Annotated in this window: 17 protein-coding genes; 10 read left to right on the plus strand and 7 right to left on the minus strand. The window is 63.1% G+C overall.

Annotated features, from left to right (window positions below; all coding sequences use genetic code 11):
- Positions 1 to 152 precede the first annotated feature (152 nt).
- From P6U25_RS22395 to nhaD, 5 genes are all read left to right on the plus strand, one after another.
- Positions 153 to 653: a hypothetical protein gene (locus tag P6U25_RS22395; RefSeq protein WP_407146940.1), complete on the plus strand. Its 501-nt coding sequence runs from the start codon at positions 153 to 155 to the stop codon at positions 651 to 653.
- A 255-nt stretch (positions 654 to 908) separates the two neighbouring features.
- Positions 909 to 1,943, plus strand: coding sequence for a GTP 3',8-cyclase MoaA (moaA, locus tag P6U25_RS22400; RefSeq protein WP_407146941.1), 1,035 nt, complete (start codon positions 909 to 911; stop codon positions 1,941 to 1,943).
- Positions 1,944 to 2,123: 180 nt separating this feature from the next.
- Positions 2,124 to 2,705, plus strand: coding sequence for a TRAP transporter small permease subunit (locus tag P6U25_RS22405; protein WP_407146942.1), 582 nt, complete (start codon positions 2,124 to 2,126; stop codon positions 2,703 to 2,705).
- Between the two features lie 30 nt (positions 2,706 to 2,735).
- Positions 2,736 to 4,391 carry a TRAP transporter large permease subunit gene (locus P6U25_RS22410; RefSeq protein WP_407146943.1) on the plus strand — a complete coding sequence of 552 codons (1,656 nt, stop codon included), beginning with the start codon at positions 2,736 to 2,738 and terminating at the stop codon, positions 4,389 to 4,391.
- Between the two features lie 64 nt (positions 4,392 to 4,455).
- Complete coding sequence (gene nhaD, locus P6U25_RS22415) at positions 4,456 to 5,733, plus strand: sodium:proton antiporter NhaD (RefSeq protein ID WP_280978137.1); 1,278 nt, start codon at positions 4,456 to 4,458, stop codon at positions 5,731 to 5,733.
- 70 nt (positions 5,734 to 5,803) lie between these two features.
- On the opposite strand, the gene P6U25_RS22420 is transcribed toward nhaD, so the two are convergent.
- Both P6U25_RS22420 and P6U25_RS22425 read right to left on the minus strand, forming a co-directional pair.
- The gene (locus tag P6U25_RS22420) at positions 5,804 to 7,123 is read right to left on the minus strand and encodes a sensor histidine kinase (RefSeq protein WP_407146944.1); all 1,320 of its coding nucleotides are present in this window, start codon (positions 7,121 to 7,123) and stop codon (positions 5,804 to 5,806) included.
- Between the two features lies 1 nt (position 7,124).
- Entirely contained in the window at positions 7,125 to 7,799 is a 675-nt protein-coding gene (locus tag P6U25_RS22425; protein WP_407146945.1) for a response regulator transcription factor, read from the minus strand.
- Between the two features lie 449 nt (positions 7,800 to 8,248).
- Here P6U25_RS22425 and P6U25_RS22430 point away from each other — a divergent pair, with 449 nt between their 5' ends.
- The 4 genes from P6U25_RS22430 (at position 8,249) to P6U25_RS22445 (ending at position 14,958) form a co-directional block, all read left to right on the plus strand.
- Entirely contained in the window at positions 8,249 to 9,391 is a 1,143-nt protein-coding gene (locus P6U25_RS22430) for an efflux RND transporter periplasmic adaptor subunit (protein WP_407146946.1), read from the plus strand.
- A 58-nt stretch (positions 9,392 to 9,449) separates the two neighbouring features.
- Entirely contained in the window at positions 9,450 to 12,698 is a 3,249-nt protein-coding gene (locus tag P6U25_RS22435) for an efflux RND transporter permease subunit (protein ID WP_407146947.1), read from the plus strand.
- A 12-nt stretch (positions 12,699 to 12,710) separates the two neighbouring features.
- Positions 12,711 to 14,294, plus strand: a complete 1,584-nt coding sequence (locus P6U25_RS22440; protein WP_407146948.1) for an efflux transporter outer membrane subunit — start codon at positions 12,711 to 12,713, stop codon at positions 14,292 to 14,294.
- Positions 14,295 to 14,625: 331 nt separating this feature from the next.
- Complete coding sequence (locus P6U25_RS22445) at positions 14,626 to 14,958, plus strand: hypothetical protein (RefSeq protein ID WP_407146949.1); 333 nt, start codon at positions 14,626 to 14,628, stop codon at positions 14,956 to 14,958.
- 609 nt (positions 14,959 to 15,567) lie between these two features.
- Here P6U25_RS22445 and P6U25_RS22450 read toward each other — a convergent pair.
- From P6U25_RS22450 to P6U25_RS22470, 5 genes are all read right to left on the minus strand, one after another.
- The gene (locus tag P6U25_RS22450) at positions 15,568 to 16,656 is read right to left on the minus strand and encodes a TRAP transporter substrate-binding protein (RefSeq protein WP_407146950.1); all 1,089 of its coding nucleotides are present in this window, start codon (positions 16,654 to 16,656) and stop codon (positions 15,568 to 15,570) included.
- Between the two features lie 215 nt (positions 16,657 to 16,871).
- Positions 16,872 to 17,960: a TRAP transporter substrate-binding protein gene (locus P6U25_RS22455; protein WP_407146951.1), complete on the minus strand. Its 1,089-nt coding sequence runs from the start codon at positions 17,958 to 17,960 to the stop codon at positions 16,872 to 16,874.
- Positions 17,961 to 18,236: 276 nt separating this feature from the next.
- On the minus strand, positions 18,237 to 18,398 hold the full coding sequence (locus tag P6U25_RS22460; RefSeq protein WP_407146952.1) for a hypothetical protein: 162 nt from the start codon (positions 18,396 to 18,398) through the stop codon (positions 18,237 to 18,239).
- 246 nt (positions 18,399 to 18,644) lie between these two features.
- Positions 18,645 to 19,781 carry an Mrp/NBP35 family ATP-binding protein gene (locus tag P6U25_RS22465; RefSeq protein ID WP_407146953.1) on the minus strand — a complete coding sequence of 379 codons (1,137 nt, stop codon included), beginning with the start codon at positions 19,779 to 19,781 and terminating at the stop codon, positions 18,645 to 18,647.
- 56 nt (positions 19,782 to 19,837) lie between these two features.
- A complete protein-coding gene (locus P6U25_RS22470) occupies positions 19,838 to 20,275 on the minus strand; it encodes a VOC family protein (RefSeq protein ID WP_407146954.1) in 438 nt (145 codons plus the stop codon).
- Between the two features lie 211 nt (positions 20,276 to 20,486).
- On the opposite strand from P6U25_RS22470, the gene P6U25_RS22475 reads away from it, so the two are divergent.
- Positions 20,487 to 21,359, plus strand: coding sequence for an NAD(P)-dependent oxidoreductase (locus P6U25_RS22475; RefSeq protein WP_407146955.1), 873 nt, complete (start codon positions 20,487 to 20,489; stop codon positions 21,357 to 21,359).
- Positions 21,360 to 21,472 lie beyond the last annotated feature (113 nt).

The raw sequence follows: 21,472 nt of genomic DNA on the forward strand, positions 1-21,472 counted from the left end.
CAAGCCATTGATATTGCTTGGATATGTTGAGCTATGCGATTTTTCTGTTAACTATCCTTTAAGGAACAGGGCCCACCCGGTTGCGCCTCTGTTCCGACGCCCCTATGGTCCGCCCGGGGATTGTGGCTGATAGCCGCAGTAGAGTGTGGATCATGCGTCGTGTCATCGCGATTGCGGCCGCCGGGTTGAGCCTGGCCGGCTGCTCTTCCTTTTCACTGGATTCGTTCAAGTCGGCGCCGCCGCCGATGCAGGTTCAGCTCGATTCCGCGCCGCAGGGCGCGGATGCGGTGACCTCGCTCGGGCCGGGCTGCAAGACGCCGTGCTCAGTATCGGTGCCGACGCCGGAAACGAACTTCTCCGTCACCTTCAACCTGCCGAAGTACCAGCCGGAGACGGTGCCGGTGACAGTGACGCATACGCCGGGTGACTTCACCACGCCGGCCACGACCGCGCTCGATCCGAGCCCGGTGTTCGCGGAACTGAAGCCGTCCGGCCCGCCGCCGCGCAAGGCGCATCCGAAGCACAAGAAACCGAAGCCGGCCGCCGCCGCAGCAGCGCCCGCACCCGCCGCCGGCGGCTCACCGTTCCCCGATCCGAACGCAGCGCCGGCAGCCACGGCCGCGGCTCCGGCTGCCGCTGCGCCGGCCCATTGAATCAGGATCGCACTGCACAAGACCCGGCTCCGGCAACAGAGCCGGGCCTTTTGCCTTGGCCGTACTGCGATCGAGATCCGGCATCGAGCGATGTCCTGCGCCTATCGTGCGCGAGCCGCTGTGCATGTTGCGGATCATCGCTTGGATCATCCGTTGGGACGCATTGTGAGGCCGCACCAACATGCATAGATTGCGGGAAGCGGAGCCCGTCGTCGCGGCTCCCGTGCGGGGAACAAGGTGCAGGGCCTGAGTTGAATGAACGGATCCACGCAGCCGCCTTCTGATACGCTGTCCCGTCCGATGACCGATCCGTTCGGCCGGACGATCCGCTACTTGCGTGTCTCCGTGACCGACCGCTGCGACCTGCGCTGCTTCTACTGCATGTCCGAGGACATGACCTTCCTGCCGAAGGCCGATCTTCTGACGCTGGAAGAGCTCGACCGGCTGTGCTCGGCCTTTGTCGCCAAGGGGGTGCGCAAGATCCGCCTCACCGGCGGCGAGCCGCTGGTCCGCCGCAACGTAATGAGCCTGGTGCGCTCGCTGTCGCGCCACCTGTCGACCGGCGCGCTCGACGAGCTGACGCTGACCACCAACGGCTCGCAGCTCGCACGCTTCGCCAGGGAACTCGCCGATTGTGGCGTCCGCCGCGTCAACGTCTCGCTCGACACGCTCGATGCCGCCAAGTTCCGCGCCATTACCCGTTGGGGCGACATCGACAAGGTGCTGGCCGGGATCGAGGCCGCGCGATCAGCAGGGCTCGCGGTCAAGATCAACGCGGTGGCGCTGAAGAACCTGAACGAGAACGAGATCCCCGCGCTGATGGAATGGGCGCACGGCAAGGGGATGGGCCTGACCCTGATCGAGGTGATGCCGATGGGCGACATCGGCGAAGGCCGCATCGATCAGTATGTGCCGCTGTCGCTGCTCCGCGCCCGGCTCGAGACGCACTACACGCTGACCGATCTCGACGACAACACCGGCGGCCCTGCCCGCTACGTCAGCGTCGCCGAGACCGGCGGCAAGCTCGGCTTCATCACGCCGATGACCCATAATTTTTGTGAATCCTGCAACCGGGTGCGGATCACCTGCACCGGCACGCTGCACACCTGCCTCGGCCACGAGGACGCCTCCGATCTGCGCCGTCCGCTGCGGGCCTCGCCCGACAATGACCTGCTCGCGGCCGCGATCGACCGCGCCATCGGGTTGAAGCCGAAGGGGCACGACTTCATCATCGACCGCCGCCACAACCGCCCAAGCGTCAGCCGCCATATGAGCGTGACCGGCGGGTAGGGTTACCGGCACCTGGCCGCAGATCCGGCCGAAATCCCTTTCAATATCAACAAACTTCCGATTGACGGCAGCACTCCCCGCTGGTTTGGTGCGCCGGCTTCAGGCTAGCTCGGCTGGATAGGCCACTGCGCCTCCCGGGCGCGGTCAAGACTGCTGGGGCCCATTTGGGGAGGAATGACGTTGCAATCGCTCTTGAAATTGAGCAGTGGAATCGACGCGTTCACGCGCTGGATCGGCAAACGCCTGTCATGGCTGATTCTCGTCGCGGTCATCATCTCGGCAATCAATGCGATCGTCCGCAAGACCCTGGACATGTCCTCAAATTCCTGGCTCGAGCTGCAGTGGGTGCTGTTCAGCATCGTCTTCCTGTTGTGCTCGCCGTGGACCCTGCTTGACAACGAGCACATCCGGATCGACATCGTGAACAACCTTCTGCCGAAGCGCGTGCGTGACGCAATCGACGTGGTCGGGCATCTGTTCTTTCTGCTGCCGCTGTGTGTCGTCATGATCATCACCGGCGGCCCGTTCTTCTGGCGCTCCTATGAAATCAACGAGCAGTCGGGCAACGCCGGCGGACTGCCGCAATGGCCTGCCAAGTCGCTGATCATCATCGCCTTCTCGTTCCTGTTCATTCAGGGCATTTCCGAATTGATCAAGCGTATTGCGGTGATGCGCGGGCTCATTCCCGATCCGCACGCATCCCAGGTGACGGCTATCGAAGCCGAAGTCGAACACCTCGTCGAGGCGATCGAAAAGCGCTGATCGTCGGTCGCGATCGCAGGGGGACACTGGATGACTGCGTTTCTTATCGAGAATATGGCGCCGATTATGTTCGCGTCGCTGGTGGTCATGCTTCTGCTTGGCTATCCCGCGGCCTTTTCGCTCGGCGCGGTCGGCCTGATCTATGCCGTCGTCGGGATTCAGCTCGGGGAATTCCGGCCGGACTTCCTGCAAGCGCTGCCGGAACGCGTGTACGGCGTAATGAACAACGACACGCTGCTTGCCATTCCATTCTTCACATTCATGGGCCTTGTGCTGGAGCGATCTGGGATGGCGGAGGATCTGCTCGACACGATCGGGCAGTTGTTCGGGACCATTCGCGGCGGCCTTGCCTATGCGGTCGTGTTCGTCGGCGCGCTGCTTGCCGCGACCACCGGCGTGGTTGCGGCCTCCGTGATCTCGATGGGCCTGATCTCGCTCCCGATCATGCTCCGCTACGGCTACGACCGCCGCGTAGCGACCGGCGTCATCGCGGCATCCGGCACGCTGGCGCAAATCATCCCGCCGTCGCTAGTGCTGATCGTGATGGCCGATCAGCTCGGCAAGTCGGTCGGCGACATGTACGAGGGAGCGTTCATTCCAGGACTGGTGCTGGCTGGCCTCTATGCCGGCTACGCCTTCCTCATCACGCTGATCTTTCCAAAGGCGGCTCCTGGCCTGCCCGCTGAGGCCATCGGCTTTCGCGAGAAAGACGGCAGCCGCGGACTGTGGTCGCTCGGCGTCTTGTTCCTGGCGAGCTGCGTGTTCGGTTGGTTCATGATGCGAAATTCGGAAGCGCACGGCGCCGATTTCGTCGTGCTCAGCATGTTCTTCGGCATCCTGTTCGCGTTCTTCGTCGCGGTGATGAACTGGATCGTCAACAAGCTTACCGGCTTCCGCTTCCTTTCCGCGATGGCGCAGCAGACCACCTTCGTGATGGTGCCGCCGCTCTTCCTGATCTTCCTGGTGCTCGGCACCATCTTCATCGGCGTTGCGACTCCGACCGAGGGTGGCGCGATGGGGGCCGCGGGGGCCTTGATCCTCGGCGCGTTCAAGCGCCGGCTAAGCTGGGATCTGATCCGTCAGGCCACGGAATCGACCGCGAAACTCTCCGCCTTCGTCGTCTTCATCCTGGTCGGCGCGCGCGTCTTCTCGCTCACCTTCTATGGCGTGAGCGGCCATGTCTGGGTCGAGCATCTCTTGACCTCCCTGCCCGGCGGACAAGTCGGCTTTCTGATCTTCGTCAACTTCTTCGTGTTCGTGCTCGCCTTCTTCCTCGATTTCTTCGAGCTCGCCTTCATCGTTATCCCATTGCTCGGACCGGCCGCGGAGAAGCTCGGCATCGACCTGATTTGGTTCGGCGTGATCCTCGGCGTCAACATGCAGACCTCTTTCATGCATCCGCCGTTCGGCTTCGCGCTGTTCTACCTGCGCTCGGTGGCGCCCAAGGACTCGTATCTCGACCGCGTGACCGGCAAGCGCATGCAACCGGTCACCACAGGGCAGATCTACTGGGGTGCGGTGCCGTTTGTCGTGATCCAGATCATCATGGTCGGGCTCGTCATTCTGTTCCCCGCGATGGTCATGCACTACAAAGGCGCCGCATCAACTATCGATCCCAACTCCGTCAAGATCGAGGTGCCGCAGATCGACCTGCCGCCGCTGGACTTTGGACAGCCGAAGAACTGAGCGGTCGACGCCGACCGGCTCCTGAAGCCGGCCGGGCCACCCGCAAGTCCAGGGGATCTCGATGCTGGCCGCCGCAATCGTCGCAATTTTCGTGGTCGCCTATGCCGCGATCGCGCTCGAACATCCGATCGGGATCAACAAGTCGGCCTCGGCGTTGCTCGGCGCAGGACTGACGTGGACGGTCTACGCGATCTGGAGCGGCGATCCCGCCCTGATCGATAGGCAACTCAGCGAGTCGGTCTCCTCCACTGCCCAGATCGTGTTCTTCCTGATCGGTGCCATGACGATCGTCGAAGTCATCGACGCCCACAATGGCTTCGAGGTCATCACGTCGCTGATCAACACGAGGAAGCAGGTCACCCTGATGTGGCTCGTGGGCTTCGTGACATTCTTTCTCAGCTCCGTGCTGGACAATCTGACGACCACGATCGTCATGATCTCCCTGATGCGCAAGCTGCTCGACCGCCAAAGCGATCGCCTGTTCTTTGCTGCGATGATCGTGATCGCGGCCAATGCGGGCGGCGCCTGGTCGGCAATCGGCGACGTCACCACCACGATGCTATGGATCGGTGGCCAGATCACCCCGATTGCGATCGTCAAGGGTGTGTTCCTTGCCTCCCTGATCAATCTTGTCGTGCCGCTGCTTGTCGTCAGCGCGTCGCTGAGAGGAAAAATGGTGGTGGCGCCGGACAGGCAGGCGCAGTCCGCATCGATCGGCGTGTTCGAGCGCAATGTGACCTTCTACCTCGGTCTTGGCATTCTGATCATGGTCCCGGCGTTCAAGGCCGTCACCCATCTGCCGCCCTTCATGGGGATTCTGTTTGGTCTCGGTGTCCTCTGGACGGTCGGCGAACTGATCCATCGCGACAAGGAAGAGGATGAAAAGAAACGCCTGACGCTGGTTCACGCCCTGACCAGAATCGACATGAGCTCGATCGTCTTCTTCATCGGGATATTGCTGGCGGTGGCCGCGCTCGAGCACACACATGTTCTCGAAATGCTGGCCAATTGGCTCGACGCCACTTTCGGACGATTGGACGTCATCGTGGTGCTGCTCGGTCTGCTCAGCGCGGTCATCGACAACGTTCCGCTGGTGGCAGCTTCGATGGGCATGTACAGCTTGAACCAGTATCCTCCCGACAGCTTCCTGTGGGAGTTCATCGCCTACTGCGCGGGCACCGGCGGCTCGATCCTGATCATCGGCTCGGCCTCCGGTGTCGCCGCGATGGGCCTCGAGAAGATCGAGTTCTTCTGGTATGTCCGCCGCATAACCGGGCTCGCGCTCCTGGGCTATTTCGGCGGTGCCGCAGCCTACATTGTTCAATACCGGCTGCTTCACTGATCAGCGCGGCTGATCGGCGCAGCCCGACCTGCTCAGGCCCCGATTTCGGGAAATCGGACCCGCAAGACGTTCAGGATGCGACGTCTGCGAGCCGGAAGCTCAGTGTGAACTGGGCGCCGCCCTCAGGCAGATTCTCCACCTTGACCGCTGCCGCGTGGTCGTCGACCACGCCCTGCACGATGGAGAGCCCCAGCCCGGCGCCGTCGGTGCGCCGGCGATCGCCGCGCCAGAAGCGCTGGAAGATCAGGCTCTGCTCGCCCAGCGGAATGCCCGGCCCGCAATCCCGCACCCGGACCGAGCCGTCGTCGCGCACCTCGACATCGACGGAGGTCTGGTCCGCGGTGTACTTGATTGCGTTCTCGGCGAGGTTGAAGATCGCGCGTTGCAGCATCTCGGCATTGCCCTTGACCGGCACCGGGTCCTCGGTGCCGCGCAGCGCGATATCCTTCTGCCGGGCCAGCGCATAGGGCGCAATCGAGCCAACCACCTCGGCGCACACTGCGCGCAGATCGGCGGTCTCGCCGGGATCGAGCACCAGCGTGTCGAGCTCGGCGATCTCCAGCAATTGGCTGACGATGCGGCTCATGCTTTCGATGTCGGCATGCAGCTCCTCGGTGCCCTCGCCCGCCTTGAGCGTCTCGATCCGGGTCCGCAGAATCGCAAGCGGCGTGCGGAGCTGATGCGCGGCGTCCGCCGTGAATTGCCGCTGTACGCGAAATCCGTCCTCAAGCCGGTCGAAGGCTTGGTTGACGGCCGTCACCAGCGGCAGGATCTCGCTCGGAATCCGCTCCGTCGGCAGGCGGATGCCGGTTCGCGCCGGCCCGATGTTCTTGGCCTCATCCGATGCCCGCAACAGCGGCACAACGGCGCGGCGGAAAATCACGATGTCGGTGGCGAGCAGGAGCAGGAGTGTCGGAATCGTGATCCAGCCGACCCGGCGGAAGAAATTGGCGACGATGTCGTCGGTGATGACGTCCCGGTGCGACAGGTCCTCGGCAACGTGGATGCGGACGGTCTCCCCTCCGACGTTCCTGATCACGCTAGCGCCCGCGATCGTGTCTGATGACGTCTGCCCTGATCGGTTGCCGCTATGCGATGAAAACAGAACGCGGCCATCGGCATCGTAGATGTCGTAGCGGTAGCGGCCATAGGCCTCGGAATAGAGATCCTTCAAGCTCTCCGGCAGGTTGAGCGCCACCTTGCCGTCGCGGCCGACGGCGAGCTTCTCGCCGAGCACATCGGCCTGGTCGCGCATCGCCTCGCGATGCAACTGGTCGATTTCGGAATTCAAGAGCCAGAGCAGCAGGACCGGCAGGAAAACCGCAGCGATCGTGACAGCGACGATGTGCAGGAACACGATCCGCGAGGTCAGCGACGTGAAGCGGAACACGCTATTTCTCCTCGGCCATCAGGTAGCCGACCCCGCGGATGGTGTGGATCGTGATCCTGGCATTGTGTTCAGCGAGCAGCTTGCGCAGCCGCGACACATAGACCTCGACAGCGTTCGAGGCGACCTCGCCGGCAAGCCCGAAGATGTGGTCCTCGACGTTCTTCTTCGGCACCACCCGCCCCTGCCGCCGCAGCAGGATCTCGAGCACCGAAGTCTCGCGCGAAGAGAACACGTGGGGCGCGCCATCGATGAAGACCTGCCGGCTCTCGGTGTCATAGACGAGATTGGCAAGGTTCAGCGAGGAGCCGAGCAACTGGCCAGGGCGGCGCAGGATCGCCTCGAGCCGCGCCACGAGCTCCTCAAGCGCGAACGGCTTGGCGAGATAATCATCGGCGCCGCTGCGCAGACCGTTGACCCGATCCTGCAATCCATCGCGCGCGGTCAACACCAGCACCGGCAGCGGGTCCGTCTTGCGGCGAAGCTCGGACAGCACCGACAGGCCGTCGCCGTCGGGCAGGCCGAGGTCGAGGATCATGGCAGCGTAGGTCACACTGCGCAACGCGTCGCGAGCCTCGGCAACGCTGTGCACGACATCAGCTTCATAGCCTGCGGCCATCAGCCCGGCGGCCAACAGGCGCGACAGCTCGATGTTGTCCTCGACGATCAGAAGTCGCACCGTAACAATCCTGTCTTCATTCAAGCGTACGTCCGATTGTACCACACCGGCCACGCCGCGCATTCCCGGACCAGCACTCCCCGGGCAACTGGATCGCGCAAACAACGCACATCTAGCACGCACATCTGTTGTCAGACCGCATGGCACACACATCATACGCTATGTTCTCTCCGCGACAGCTCAGTCGAGTCCTATAAGACATAGATAAAAGCGCGCATGCCGCAACGGAAATTCGTCTGCCGCCGACGTCAATATGCGAAGCAATGTCAGGTTTGCGTAAGCTCGCCCTGATAACAGGTTCCTGGCCTCGCCGAGACCAACGCTCCTGCCCGCGATGCGGATAGGTCTCAGGTCGTGTGCGGCCCCTCAAATCTCGGCGAACCAGGCAGGCGATGTCATTTCGGACGAAGTATGCAGGTTATCTGGCGTTGCCCGTGCTGGCAGGGCTCATGGCAGCCGTATGGCTGCTGACGCGCACGGATGGCGTCGAGAGCGTCAAGGCGGCGCAGACCACGACTGCGCCTGACGTCAACGTCGAGGAGCAGTACGTCGTCCTGACCGACAAGCAAGCCGCCAACCTCAAGGTCATGGCTGCGGAGCGGCGCTCGTTCAGGACATTGAGGAACGCGGTCGGCTCGATCGACTTCAACCAGAACATGCTGGTGCAAGCGTTCACGCCGTATCCCGGGCGGATTGTCGATACGTTCTTCAACGTCGGCGACGAGGTCAAGAAGGGCGACACGCTGTTCACCATCGACAGTCCCGATCTGCTGCAGGCCGAATCCGGCCTGCTCGCGTCGGCCGGCGTGCTCGAGCTGCAGACGAGGACGCTCGCGCGGGTCAAGCAGCTCCTCAAGACCGGCGGCGGTGCGCAGAAGGATGTCGATCAGGCGACGTCGGATCAGCAGACCGCCGAAGGCAACTTCAAGGCCGGGCGCGACGCGGTCCGCCTGTTCGGCAAGACCGACGCCGAGATCGATCGCATCCTCGCCGACCGCAAGGTCGATTCCACCCTGGTCGTTCCGAGCACGATCTCCGGCCGGATCATCGCACGCAACGCCGCACCCGGCCTCTATGTGCAGCCTGGCAATGCGCCGGCCCCCTATTCGCTCGCTGACATCTCGACCATGTGGATGGTGGCCAACGTGATCGAAACCGACGCGCCCGCCTACCGGATCGGCCAGCCGGTCGAGGTGCGACTGCCAGCCTATCCGGACGAAGTGTTTCGCGGCCGCGTGACCACGCTCGGCCTCAACATCGATCCGAACTCGCACCGGCAGCTCGTGCGTTCGGTGATTGATGATCCCCAGCACAAGCTGCGCGCCGGCATGCTCGCGAGCTTCACCATCGAGACGGAGCCGCCGAAGCTGTCGGTCAGCGTGCCGATCGACGCCATCGTGCGCGAGGGCGATGGAACGATGACGGTGTGGGTTACGACCGACGGCCGGCGCTTCGACCGAAGAGCTGTGAAGATTGGAATGGAGCAGGACGGCTGGCGCCAGATCATCGATGGCCTTGCCGCGGGCGAGACGATCGCCTCCACCGGCGCAATCTTCCTCAGCAACAAGTTCGCCAATGCAGCCACGGGATAGCCGTGGCGCACAGTGCTAGCCGCGCCATCCGCCGTTCAAGACCGAGTGCAGCAATCCTTTGATCAAGAGCATCCTCCAGTTCGGTCTGACACGAAGCGCCGTCATTGTGCTCGGTCTTGCGGTGTTTTGCGCCGCCGGCATTGCCGCGTTCTACAGGCTGAACATCGAGGCCTATCCTAATCCGGCGCCGGTGATCCTCGAGATCACCGCGCAGGCCGCCGGCCTCTCCGCCGAGGAGATGGAGAAGTACTACACGATCCCGATGGAGGTCGGCCTCTACCCGACGCCCGGCGTCGTCAACATCCGCTCGACCTCGTTCTACGGCCTGTCGTTCGTACGGGTCACGTTCAAATACGGCGTGGACTACTATTTTGCGCTCACGCAGGCCACCAACAGCATCACCCAGAACGTCCAGCTTCCCGGCAACCAGGTCCCGCAAATCCAGCAATCGAGCCTGGTCGGCGAGATCTATCGCTACCAGCTCGTCGGCCCGCCGAATTTCGGCCTCACCAACCTCAGAACATTGCAGGATTACGTCGTCGCCCGCCGGCTGATGACGATTCCCGGCGTGGTGCAGATCAACTCCTGGGGCGGGACGACCAAACAATTCAACGTCGACGCGGACCTCGAAAAGCTCGAGGCCTACAACATCACCGTCCCCCAACTGATCAGCGCGCTCGGCAACTCCAACGTCAATGTCGGCGGCCGAGAAATCGCGATCGGGCAGCAGTCCGTCAACATCCGTGGCATCGGCCTGATCAATTCCGGCGGCGAGGACGATGTGACCCAGGGTTACAGGGTCCGGGACATCGAGAAGATCGTCCTGACCCAGTCGAACGGGTTGCCGATCCTGATCAAGGACGTCGCCAAGGTTTCGGTCGGCTATGTGCCGCGGCTCGGCATCGCCGGAAAGGACAGGGATGACGACGTCGCGGCAGCCATTGTCGTCATGGGACGCACGCAGCATACCAACGACATCGTCCCCAAGGTCGAGGAGGAGGTCGCCAAGATCAACAGCGACGGCACCCTGCCTCCCGGCGTCAAGGTCGTCCCCTACTACGATCGCACCTCGCTGGTCAGCGTCACAACCCACACCGTGCTGCATAACCTGGTGTTCGGTTGCCTTCTGGTGTTCGTAATCCAGTGGGTCTTCCTGGGCGACCTGCGCAGCGCGCTGATCGTCAGCGCCAACATCCCGTTCGCGCTGTTCTTCGCCATCATCATCCTGGTGCTGCAGGGCGAGGACGCCAACCTGCTGTCGCTCGGCGCGGTCGACTTCGGCATCATCGTCGATTCCGCGGTCATCATGATGGAGAACATCTTCCGCAACTTCCAGTCCCCGCCCGAGACCCGGCTGCGGGTGCTGCAACACCTTGCCCAGGGCTATTGGGGGACCGATCCGACCACATCGGCAAATGGTGAGGCCGCACCCGGCTGGACCGAGCGGCTGCGCATGATCTTCGTCAGCGCATTGCAGGTCGACAAGGCGGTGTTCTTCACGGCGGCCATTACGGTCACTGCTTTCGTGCCGCTGTTCACCATGCAGGGCGTCGAAGGCCAGATCTTCGGACCCATGGCACGCACTTACGGCTATGCGCTCGCCGGCGCGCTGCTCGCGACGTTCACGGTGACGCCGGTATTGGCTTCGCTCCTGCTGCCGAGGCATATCGAGGAAACCGAAACCGTGATCGTGCGCGGCCTGCGCAGGACCTACACGCCGCTGCTGCGCTGGTCGCTGGCGCATCTGAAGGTCGCCGTCGCAGCCGGCGTCATTTTCCTCGGCCTCAGCGGCCTCGCCGCGAGCCGGCTCGGCAGCGAGTTCCTGCCTGCGCTCGAGGAAGGCAATTTCTGGATTCGCGCCTCGATGCCGCCGACCATGTCGCTCAAGGCCGGCACAGAGCCGACCCGCAAGATGCGCGAGATCCTGTTGCGTCACCCCGAGATCATCACGGTGGTGTCGCAGCACGGCCGTCCCGACAACGGCAGCGACGCCTCGCCATTTTCCAATGTCGAGCTGTTCGCGCCGATCAAGCCGTTCGACCAATGGCCGCCCGGCCTGACGAAGGAGAAGCTCACCGAGCAATTGCAGAAGGAGTTCGACGAGGAACTGCCCGGCGTCACCTTCAACTTCTCGCAATATATCCAGGACAACGTCGAGGAGGCGCTGTCGGGTGTCAAGGGTGCGAACTCGGTCAAGATCATCGGGCCGAACCTTGCCGTGCTCGAACAGCTCGCGACCAAGGTCGCCCAGGAAATGGCCAAGGTGCGCGGCGTGGCCGATCTCGGCATCTTCCATCTGATCGGGCAACCCAACCTCAACATCAAGGTGAACCGTGAGAAGACCGCGCGCTACGGTCTCAACTCCGGCGACGTGACCACCGTGGTGCAGGCCGCGCTCGGCGGCACCAATGCGACGACGGTTCTCGAGGCCGACAGGCAGTTTGGCGTGGTGGTGCGGCTCGACCCGAAATTCCGCCAGAGCATCGACGCGGTGCGCGAGATCAAGGTGGCCTACCAGACCCCATCAGGCACCAACGCCTATATTCCCCTGAGCGAGCTCGCCGACATTTCGCTCGATACCGGCGCGTCATTCATCTATCGCGAGCGCAGCCAGCGCTACATCCCCATCAAGTTCAGCGTGCGCGGCCGCGACCTCGGCAGCACCGTGGCGGAGGCCCAGGCGCGCGTCGCCGAGGCCGTGCCGCTTCCGACCGGTTACCGGATGATCTGGTCGGGCGAGTTCGACAATCTGCAAGCCGCCAAGGCGCGCCTGATGATCGTGGTGCCGGTGACGCTGCTGTTGATCTTCGTCTTGCTCTACAGCCTGTTCAACTCGTTGCGCGACAGCCTGCTGGCGCTGGCCGGCATCCCCTTCGCGGTCGGCGGCGGCCTGATCGCACTGTACCTTACCGGGCTCGATTTCTCGATCTCGGCCGCGATCGGCTTCATCTCGCTGTTCGGCGTCGCAGTGATGGACGGTATCCTCAACATCACCTATTTCCGCGAACTGCGGGCCTCGGGCCTGAGCATCGCGGAGGCGGTGTTCAACGGTGCCGAGCAGCGCATGCGTCCGATGTTGATGACGGCCCTGTCGGCGGGTGTCGGCTTGTTCCCGGCCGCGCTGTCGCATGGCATCGGCAGTCAGGTGCAGCGGCCGCTTGCGACGGTCGTGGTCGGCGGCATGTTCATCGGGCCGCTGTTGCTGCTGATCGTCGCACCGGCGTTGCGCAAGATATTCTTGTCGCGCGAGCGTGTCCCATCACCTGACGAGGCGTCTGCCGCGGCGCCGCCCGAAGTAGCGCATTAGAGGCGCCCGGTCATGTACGCCCTCCGCGCAAAGACACCTCGTCGCACAACTGTCGCCCCGGTGCACGCGCTGGCGGTGGCCGCTTGTGCGCTCATGCTTGCGAGCTGCGCGGTCGGCCCGAATTTCGTCCCGCCGGCCGCTCCGGACGTCAGTCGCTACACGCCGGAGAAGCTGTCTTCCCCCAGCATCAGTGCCGGGGGCCCCAGCGTGCCAAAGCAGCATTTCGTCAGCGGAGAGGACGTGTCTCTGCGGTGGTGGACGGCATTTCGGTCGAAGCCGCTCGACGAGTTGATCAAGATGTCGGTCGAGCACAACCCTTCCCTGCAGTCAGCCGAAGCGTCGATCAGAATCGCGCAATACAACGCGCTGGCCCAGCGCGGGCTCTTCTTCCCGCAAGTCGGCGCAAATTACACGCCCTCTCAGCAACAAATTTCAGGAGCATCGGGTTCGGGCCCGGGTGGCCAGTCTCCCTCGGTATTTTCGCTTCATACCGCGCAATTGAATGTCAGTTTCGTGCCGGACATTTGGGGCCAGAATATTCGCGCGGTCGAGAGTCTCGACGCGATATCCGAGCAGCAACTATTCCAACTGGAAGCGGCCTACCTCACGCTGACGGCCAACGTCGTCACCGCGGCAATCCAGGAAGCATCACTCCGCGGCCAGATTGCCGCAATCCAGCGCGTTGTGAAGATTGAACGCGGCATTCTGGACATCGTGAAGAACCAGTTCAAAGCGGGCAGCGCCGCCCAAGTCGACGTGCTGGCGCAGGAGGCCGCACTGGCCCAGTCCGAGCAACTCCTGCCACCGCTCGAAAAGCAGCTCGCCGTTCAGCGCGACCTCTTGACGTCGCTAGCCGGGCAATTCTCTGCGGACGAAATCCTGCAAAAGTTTACGCTCGACCGCCTGGCGCTACCAGCAAACTTGCCGGTAAGCCTGCCGAGCAAGATGCTACGCCAGCGTCCGGACGTCAGAGCCGCTGAGGCGCTGTTGCATTCGACGAACGCCCTGCTCGGCGTGTCGATCGCGGCGCGGCTGCCCAATGTCACGATCACCGGAAATGCCGGAGCCGCTGCCTTCAGCCTGGCCGAGTTGTTCACGCCGGGGACCAGCTTCTATGTCATCGCGGCGAGCATGACCCAGCCATTGTTCGATGGCCTGACACTTTACCACAAGCAGAAGGCCGCGGAGGCCGCGGTGGACCAGGCCGACGCACTCTATCGTCAAGCTGTCATCACGGCGATGCAGAACGTTGCCGACGCCTTGCGAAGTCTGCAAGCGGACGCACGCGCCTTGCAAGCTGCGGTCAAGGCCGAACTCGCCGCAAAGGCCAGCCTCGACATCATTCAGAAGCAGCTTGCTCTCGGGCAGGTCAATCAGGTGGTCGTGCTCAATGCCCAGCAAGTATACCTGACGGCTGCAGTCGTCCGCGTTCAGGCCCAGGCGACGCGCCTGTCGGACAGCGCCGCCCTTTTCATGGCGCTTGGTGGCGGTTGGCCGACAAACTGCGCATCCGACGACTGGCGCAAATGTGCCCTGGAGGACGTGCCTGTCACCACGCCGCAGTTGGCTAGCGAAAACGGTGCCCCTGCCCGCTGACAAACCCTCGTGCAAGATGACCAACTGGAGGAGCCGACGAATGAAAAACATGCTTGCTCCGGCGGCAATTCTCGCCGCGCTCTGGGCGGGATCCGCGACCGCGCAAAGCGCCATCGGCGGTCCGAAAAAGCAGAACAATCTCGGCGGGCCCACCGTCCAGAAGAACCCGGTGGTCCGGGCTACGCAGAGTGTCGCATCAACGCTCCCATCATCGCCGCCAAAGCAATCGCCAAGGAAATAGAGGCGCGCGTCCGCAACTGAGTTGCCCCCGTGATTCACCTTGATCCGCTCGAAGGATCGGTAGCCTCGCAAGCGTCACGATGAGACAAATATGAAAAACATAACGCTTCTGTTTCTCATCGCCGCGGCTGCTGCGATGGTGGCATCGGACGTCTGGGCGATGCCCGTTCACGTCGCGATGCTGTCGTCGCAACACCCCGCTAGCGTCGACCGGGTTCGGCTCGCTTGTGACCAGAACTGCCGTTGCTGGCAGACACTCTATCGACAGCGAAGCCATCACCGGAAGATCGACGATCGAGAGCGTCAGGATCCGGATTATTGCCCAGGTGGGGGGCATTATAACGGCCATTACCGCACCGGACCGGCTATCGGATTGGGCTTCGAAAGTCGTCTTCCCGTGCGCTCCTTCCCGTTCCCATTCTGATCGACAGGGTCGTGCAAATGGCAGCCACTCGGTACGGTGTCGGGCAGGTCCTTTGAAGGAAAGACGCCTTGAAACCGCCGCCTTGGGCGTTGTGCCATTGGTGGCCGCGGAATGCTTGGGGGCCTCGTCGAACGTCCAGGCGTCCCCGCCAGCCCCGACAATTACACCGCCCGACGCGATCAGCGGAGGCGTCTACCAGATAACGACCGCGAATAGCAGCGCCAACGGCACCGCGGCGCTCCCGATGACAACCCACCTGCGCATGTCCGCAGGATCTCTGGAATACCTGAATATCTGGACCGCTACGAAGGCGCAGACCGCAGCACCCAGGATGATGCGAAACAAATCGGATGGCGTATCGTATGCCGACAAAAAGGTTTCGTTTTGCGGGCTTGCGACGCGGGCAGTTATGACCACTACAAGGATCAGAAACAGCGTCCGTAGGATAAGACCGAGGAAACGCATGTGGCGCCCTGATTCACGCTCCCTGGGCAACGATAGCACGAATTTGGCAAAAAAGTATTGATTTGCCGGATTCTCGCCGGCTCCAAATAAAAAATCCCGGAATTCTGCCTCCGGGATTTTTGCTGGCGATGAAGGTGAGTGTCGTCACGTCTGCGCGTGGCGCGCCATGAAGTTGTCGTAGCCGACTTCGGCGACCTGGAACCACTGATAGCCATTGCTGGCAAAGCTACTGAGGGACTCGTAGACCTTCTTGAAGTCCGCGTTGCTCGCGGAGACCTCGTTGTGCAGTTCCTTCGCCGCCTTGAACGAAGCCTCCATCACCGGAGCCGGGAAGGCGTGCAGCTTGGCGCCGGCCGCAAGCAGCCGCTTGAGAGCTGGCGGATTTGTCTGGTCGTACTTCGCCATCATCCAGTTGTTGGCGTAGTGACCGGCCTGTTCGAGAACGGACTGATAGTATTTCGGCAGTGCGTTCCACTTGTCGAGGTTGACGAACGACAGCAGCATCGGACCGCCTTCCCACCAACCCGGATAGTAATAGTGCGGAGCGACCTTGACGAATCCCAACCTCTCATCGTCGTAGGGACCGACCCATTCAGCCGCGTCGATGGTGCCCTTCTCAAGCGCGGGATAGATGTCGCCGCCCGCGATCTGCTGCGGCACCGCACCCAACTTCTGCATCACGCGTCCGGCAAAGCCACCGATGCGGAATTTGAGCCCCTTCAGGTCGTCGACGCTGGCGATCGGCTTGCGGAACCAGCCGCCCATCTGACAGCCGGTGTTGCCGGCGAGCAGAGAGGTGACGTTGTATTTCTTGTAGAACGCGTTGAGCATGTCCCTGCCGCCGCCCAGCACGTACCAAGCCTGGTTGATGCGCATGTTCGGGCCGAACGGCACTGCCGAGCCGAAGGTGAAGGTCGGATCCTTGCCAAAGTAGTAGTACGATGCCGTGTGTCCGATCTCGACGGTGCCGTTTTGCACGGCGTCAAGCACCTGCAGTCCGGGAACGATCTCGCCGGCAGCGAATGTCTGAATCTGGAATTTGTTGTCGGTGGCCTCGCCGACCATCTTGGCCATGATCTCGGCGCCACCGTACAGCGTATCGAGCGATTTCGGCCAGCTCGTCGGCATTCGCCATTTGAGTTCCGGCATCGACTGCGCGATAGCCGGCGCAGCGATCGTCGCAGTGCCCGCGACACCCAAACCCGTGACCTTGATGAAATCTCTTCGCTTCATTTTGAATCCTGCCCTTTGTGCTTGTGTTCACACGAGCGGTGACGTTCTGACCGTCCTTACGCTCAGCCTTTTCTTGCCACGACCCGACCAGGGGTCGTGCATGCCTTCGTAGCGAGGCTTGGCGGGAGCATGGAACATCCTCTCCCCGAACACCAGACGCAAAAAGCCCGGCCTTCTGGCGAAGGCCGGGCGACTTAAGTCGAAGAGAGGTCAGATCAGCCGCGGGTGCGCGAGCGGATCATGAAGCTGTCGAAGGTGTATTCGGCAACCTGCCACCACAGATACTGATCGGAACGGTAGGCCTGCATGGCCTCGATCGATTTCTTGAAGTCGGCGTTCTTGGCCGAGATTTCACCCCACAGCTCGTTGGTCGCCTTGAGGCAGGCCTCGAGCACCTCGTTGGTGAACGGACGCAGCTGCGTGCCGCCGGCAACCAGCCGCTTCAGCGCTGACGGGTTCTGCATGTCGTAGCGCGCAGCCATCCAGCTATTGGCGTTGGCACAGGCGTTGGCCAGGATCGCCTGGTAGCCCTTCGGCAGCGCATTCCACTTCTCGAGATTGGCGAAGGCGTGGACCGTGGGACCGCCCTCCCAGAAGCCCGGATAATAGTAATACTTCGCGACCTTGGCGAAGCCGAGCTTCTCGTCGTCATAGGGGCCGACCCACTCGGCGGCGTCGATCGTGCCCTTCTCAAGCGCCGGATAGATGTCGCCGCCGGCGAGCTGCTGCGGCACCACGCCAACCTTCTGGAGGACCTGGCCGGCGATACCGCCGATGCGGAATTTCAGGCCGGAAAGATCGGCGACCGTCTTGATCTCCTTGCGGAACCAGCCGCCCATCTGGGTGCCGGTGTTGCCGCAGGGAAAGCCGATCACGCCGAACTTCTTGAAGAACTCGTTGCCGAGCTCCTGGCCGCCGCCCTGGTACCACCAGGAATTCTGCATGCGGGCATTGAGGCCGAACGGCACCGACGCGTAGATCGCAAAGGTCGGATCCTTGCCGACATAGTAGTAGGCGACCGTGTGCGACATCTCGACAGTGCCGTTGGAGGTCGCGTCCAGCGCTTGCAGACCGGGCGCGAGCTCACCGGCCGCGAACACCTGGATCTGGAACTTGTTGTCGGTCATTTCGGCGACGTACTTCGAGACCTGCTCCGCGCCGCCATAGATGGTGTCAAGCGACTTCGGGAAGCTCGAGGTCAAGCGCCACTTGATTTCCGGGGAGGACTGCGCGATCGCCGGCGAGGCAACGGCCGTCGCGGCAGCACCGGCCGCAGAAACTTTCAAAAAATCACGACGCTTCATCGTAAGGCATCTCCTTGAGGGGCGTTTCCCACTGACTGCAAGCCTCTCCTCCGGCGAAAAGGCAGCCGGGGCGCTCTGGCGGGCCCTTTAACACGGAAGCGGCTTCACGGAAACGCGACGATGGCATGACTGCGCCGATTAAACGAAAGTCTGATGGCGCGGAAATGTGCCGGGAAATGCAGGCTGCGGCCGCGGCCATGACGCCTTACAGCAGCTCGCGGAGCTTGGGCCGGTCGCGCGGTAAATCGCCGCGTGCGGGCGGCGTTACCTGGGCAATCAGCGCCGCGGCGTCTCCCGCGACTTCTTGGCTTGATTGGCCAAATGTCGCCCACGCCGAATCCAGCTCTGCGCGGTCGTCTTGCTGACGCCAAACGTCTTCGCGATCGCCATGGCGGCCTCGCCGATCGAGTCGGATTTCTTCGCAATGTTGAATGCCATGCGGGACGCCTCTTCGCGTTTCTCCCGCGTCAGATGTTTGCGGCGTTCTTTCTTTGCTTCGCGTGCTGCTGCCATGTCGACGCTCGCCAGACGGCCCTTCCCACAGTTTGGGCTTCACCCGTGGCCGCCTTCAACTGATGGAATGGTGGTACGATTCGGCCGATCCTGTACAAACGTACAGCACTGAACCGATTCAGCAATCGTCCGGGACGACAGGCCTGTGAAGAAAGCCGCCGGGGCGCGGCCTCAAGCCGCGGCAATGACGCCTTGGAGCTGGTCGCGGACCTTGGCGCCGATCGCGCGGTATATCGCTGCGTGCGGGCCGTCCGGCTCGCTCGCGACCACCGGGTTACCGGAATCGGAGGTGGTGCGGATCGCCATATGCAGCGGGATTTCGCCGAGGAACGGCACGCCCAGCCGTTCGGCCTCGTGGCGGGCGCCGCCATGGCCGAAAATGTCCGAACGCGTGCCGCAATGCGGGCATTGGAAATAGCTCATGTTCTCGACAATGCCGAACACGGGCACGTTGACCTTCTTGAACATGGCAAGCCCGCGCCGCGCGTCAATCAGTGAGAGGTCCTGCGGCGTCGAGATGATGATGGCGCCCTTGAGCGGAACGTTCTGCGCCAGCGTAAGCTGGGCATCGCCGGTGCCCGGCGGCATGTCGACCACCAGCACATCGAGCGTGCCCCAGGCAACGTCGCGCAGCATCTGGGTGATTGCCGACATCACCATCGGCCCGCGCCAGATCATCGCGGTGTCCTCCTCGACCAGGAAGCCGATCGACATGATCGACAGGCCGAAGCGGTTGAGCGGAATCATCTTCTTGTCGTCGTTGAGCTGCGGCTTCTCGCGGATGCCGGTCAGCCGCGGCACCGACGGCCCGTAGATGTCGGCGTCGAGCAGACCGACGCGCAGGCCAAGGTCGCGCAGGCCGAGCGCAAGGTTGAGCGCGGTGGTCGACTTGCCGACCCCGCCCTTGCCGGAGGCAACCGCGATGACCGCGGAGATGCCGGGGATCTCGGCCTGCCGCGCCATCGGCGAGCCGGCCGCGCCCTGCGGCGGGTGGCGATGCGCTGACGCAGGCGGAACACCGCCTGGCGGGCGCGGCGGCGGCGCAGCTCCCGCACTTCCCGGCTTGCGCTCCGCGGTCAGCGCGACCATCGCGACGCTGACGCCGGGAAGGGCACGCACGGCGTTCTCGGCCTGCGCCCGCACGCTCTCCCAGGCGCGGGCCTCTGCGGCATCGACGTTGATCGAGAAGAACACCTTGCCGTCGGTGACGGTGACCGCCGACAGCACATTGGCGTTGGTCAAGGCGACGCCGCGCGGCGACATCACCTTGGCAAGGCAATCGAGGACCTGTTGTTGCGTCACGCTCACCGCGCATCTCCTAAAGCAGTTCGGATGCGACCCTTAGAGCGTTGCGGCGCAAAAGGCTACCTCGCTCCGACGTCGTCCCGACGCTCGGCCGGGGCCGCACCGGCCTCTTCCTTGGCGGCTTCGTAGTTCAGCTCGATCATGACCCCGTTGGGATCGTTCACGAAGATCTGCCAGAGATCGCCGCCCGGAACCTGGCGCGAGTCGAATTCCATGCCCTTGGACCGCAGGCGGTCCTTCATCCCGGCAAAGCCCCGGCTGGCAAAGGCGACATGATGGACGACGCCCGAATCCGGCTTTTGTGCCTCGTCGGTCTTCGAAATATCGACCAGATGCACCACGGCCTTGCCCTCGCTGTACATCCACGCGCCGGGAAACGCGAAGTTCGGCCGCGGGCCCTTTTCCAGGCCCAGAATGTCCTCATAGAACCGCACCGTATCGGCGAGATTCCTGGTCCTGATGTTGAAATGGTCGAGCACGCCCACGCTCACGCCCATGCGAAACACTCCCGTTTTTGTGAGGTTCTTTGGTACCCCGATCCTAGCACGAAACCGGCGGGCGCCACCAAACGAAGGCGTTGCCCTCCGCTGCTGAGGGGGTATGGTGCGGCTCCCTCCATGGAAGGAATGCCCCGCCCGCCCCAGAGTTGCCGGCGCGGCCTCGGGGCGATCACCAAGGCAAATACCAAGACAAAACAAGGTAGCAGACATGGCTAAAGTCGCTTTTCTCGGTCTCGGCGTGATGGGTTTCCCGATGGCGGGACACCTCGTGAAAAAAGGCGGCCATGAGGTGACCGTGTACAACCGGACCGCAGCGAAGGCGAAGGACTGGGCCGACAAGTTCGGCGGCAAGACCGCGCCGACGCCGAAGGCTGCTGCCGAAGGTCAGGACTTCGTGATGTGCTGTGTCGGCAACGACAATGACCTGCGCTCGGTCACGATCGGCCCCGACGGCGCCTTCGCCGGGATGAAGAAAGGCGCGACCTTCGTCGACCACACCACCGCCTCCGCCGAGGTCGCCCGCGAACTCGACGCCGCCGCCACCAAGGGCGGCTTCAAGTTCGTCGACGCGCCGGTGTCCGGCGGCCAGGCCGGCGCCGAGAACGGCGTGCTGACGGTGATGTGCGGCGGCGCCGAAGATGCTTACGCGGGCGCGGAGCCGATCATCACCGGCGCCTATGCGCGGATGTGCAAGCGGCTCGGACCGGCAGGCGCCGGCCAGTTGACCAAGATGGTCAACCAGATCTGCATCGCCGGCCTCGTGCAGGGCTTGTCGGAGGGCATCCACTTCGCCAAGAAGTCGGGCCTCGACGTTGCCGACGTGATCGAAACCATCTCCAAGGGCGCCGCGCAATCCTGGCAGATGGAAAACCGCTACAAGACTATGAACGAGGGCAAGTACGATTTCGGCTTCGCCGTCGAGTGGATGCGCAAAGACCTCTCGATTGCACTGGCGGAAGCCCGCCGCAACGGTGCCACCCTGCCGGCGACCGCGCTGGTCGACCAGTTCTATGCCGAGGTCGAGAAGATGGGCGGCAGGCGCTGGGATACGTCGAGCCTGCTGGCCCGGCTGCAGCGCTAAATCCTTCGCAGAACGAAGAGGCACCGGCGCGGTGCGACCGCGCTTGGCCATCCGTTACCGATGGTCCACGGAGCCGACCGCGCAACGGGCTTTGCGCGGTCGGCTCAACGCGA

This window comes from Bradyrhizobium sp. ORS 86 (genome assembly GCF_045571475.1).
In the GTDB taxonomy this organism is placed as follows: Bacteria; Pseudomonadota; Alphaproteobacteria; order Rhizobiales; family Xanthobacteraceae; genus Bradyrhizobium.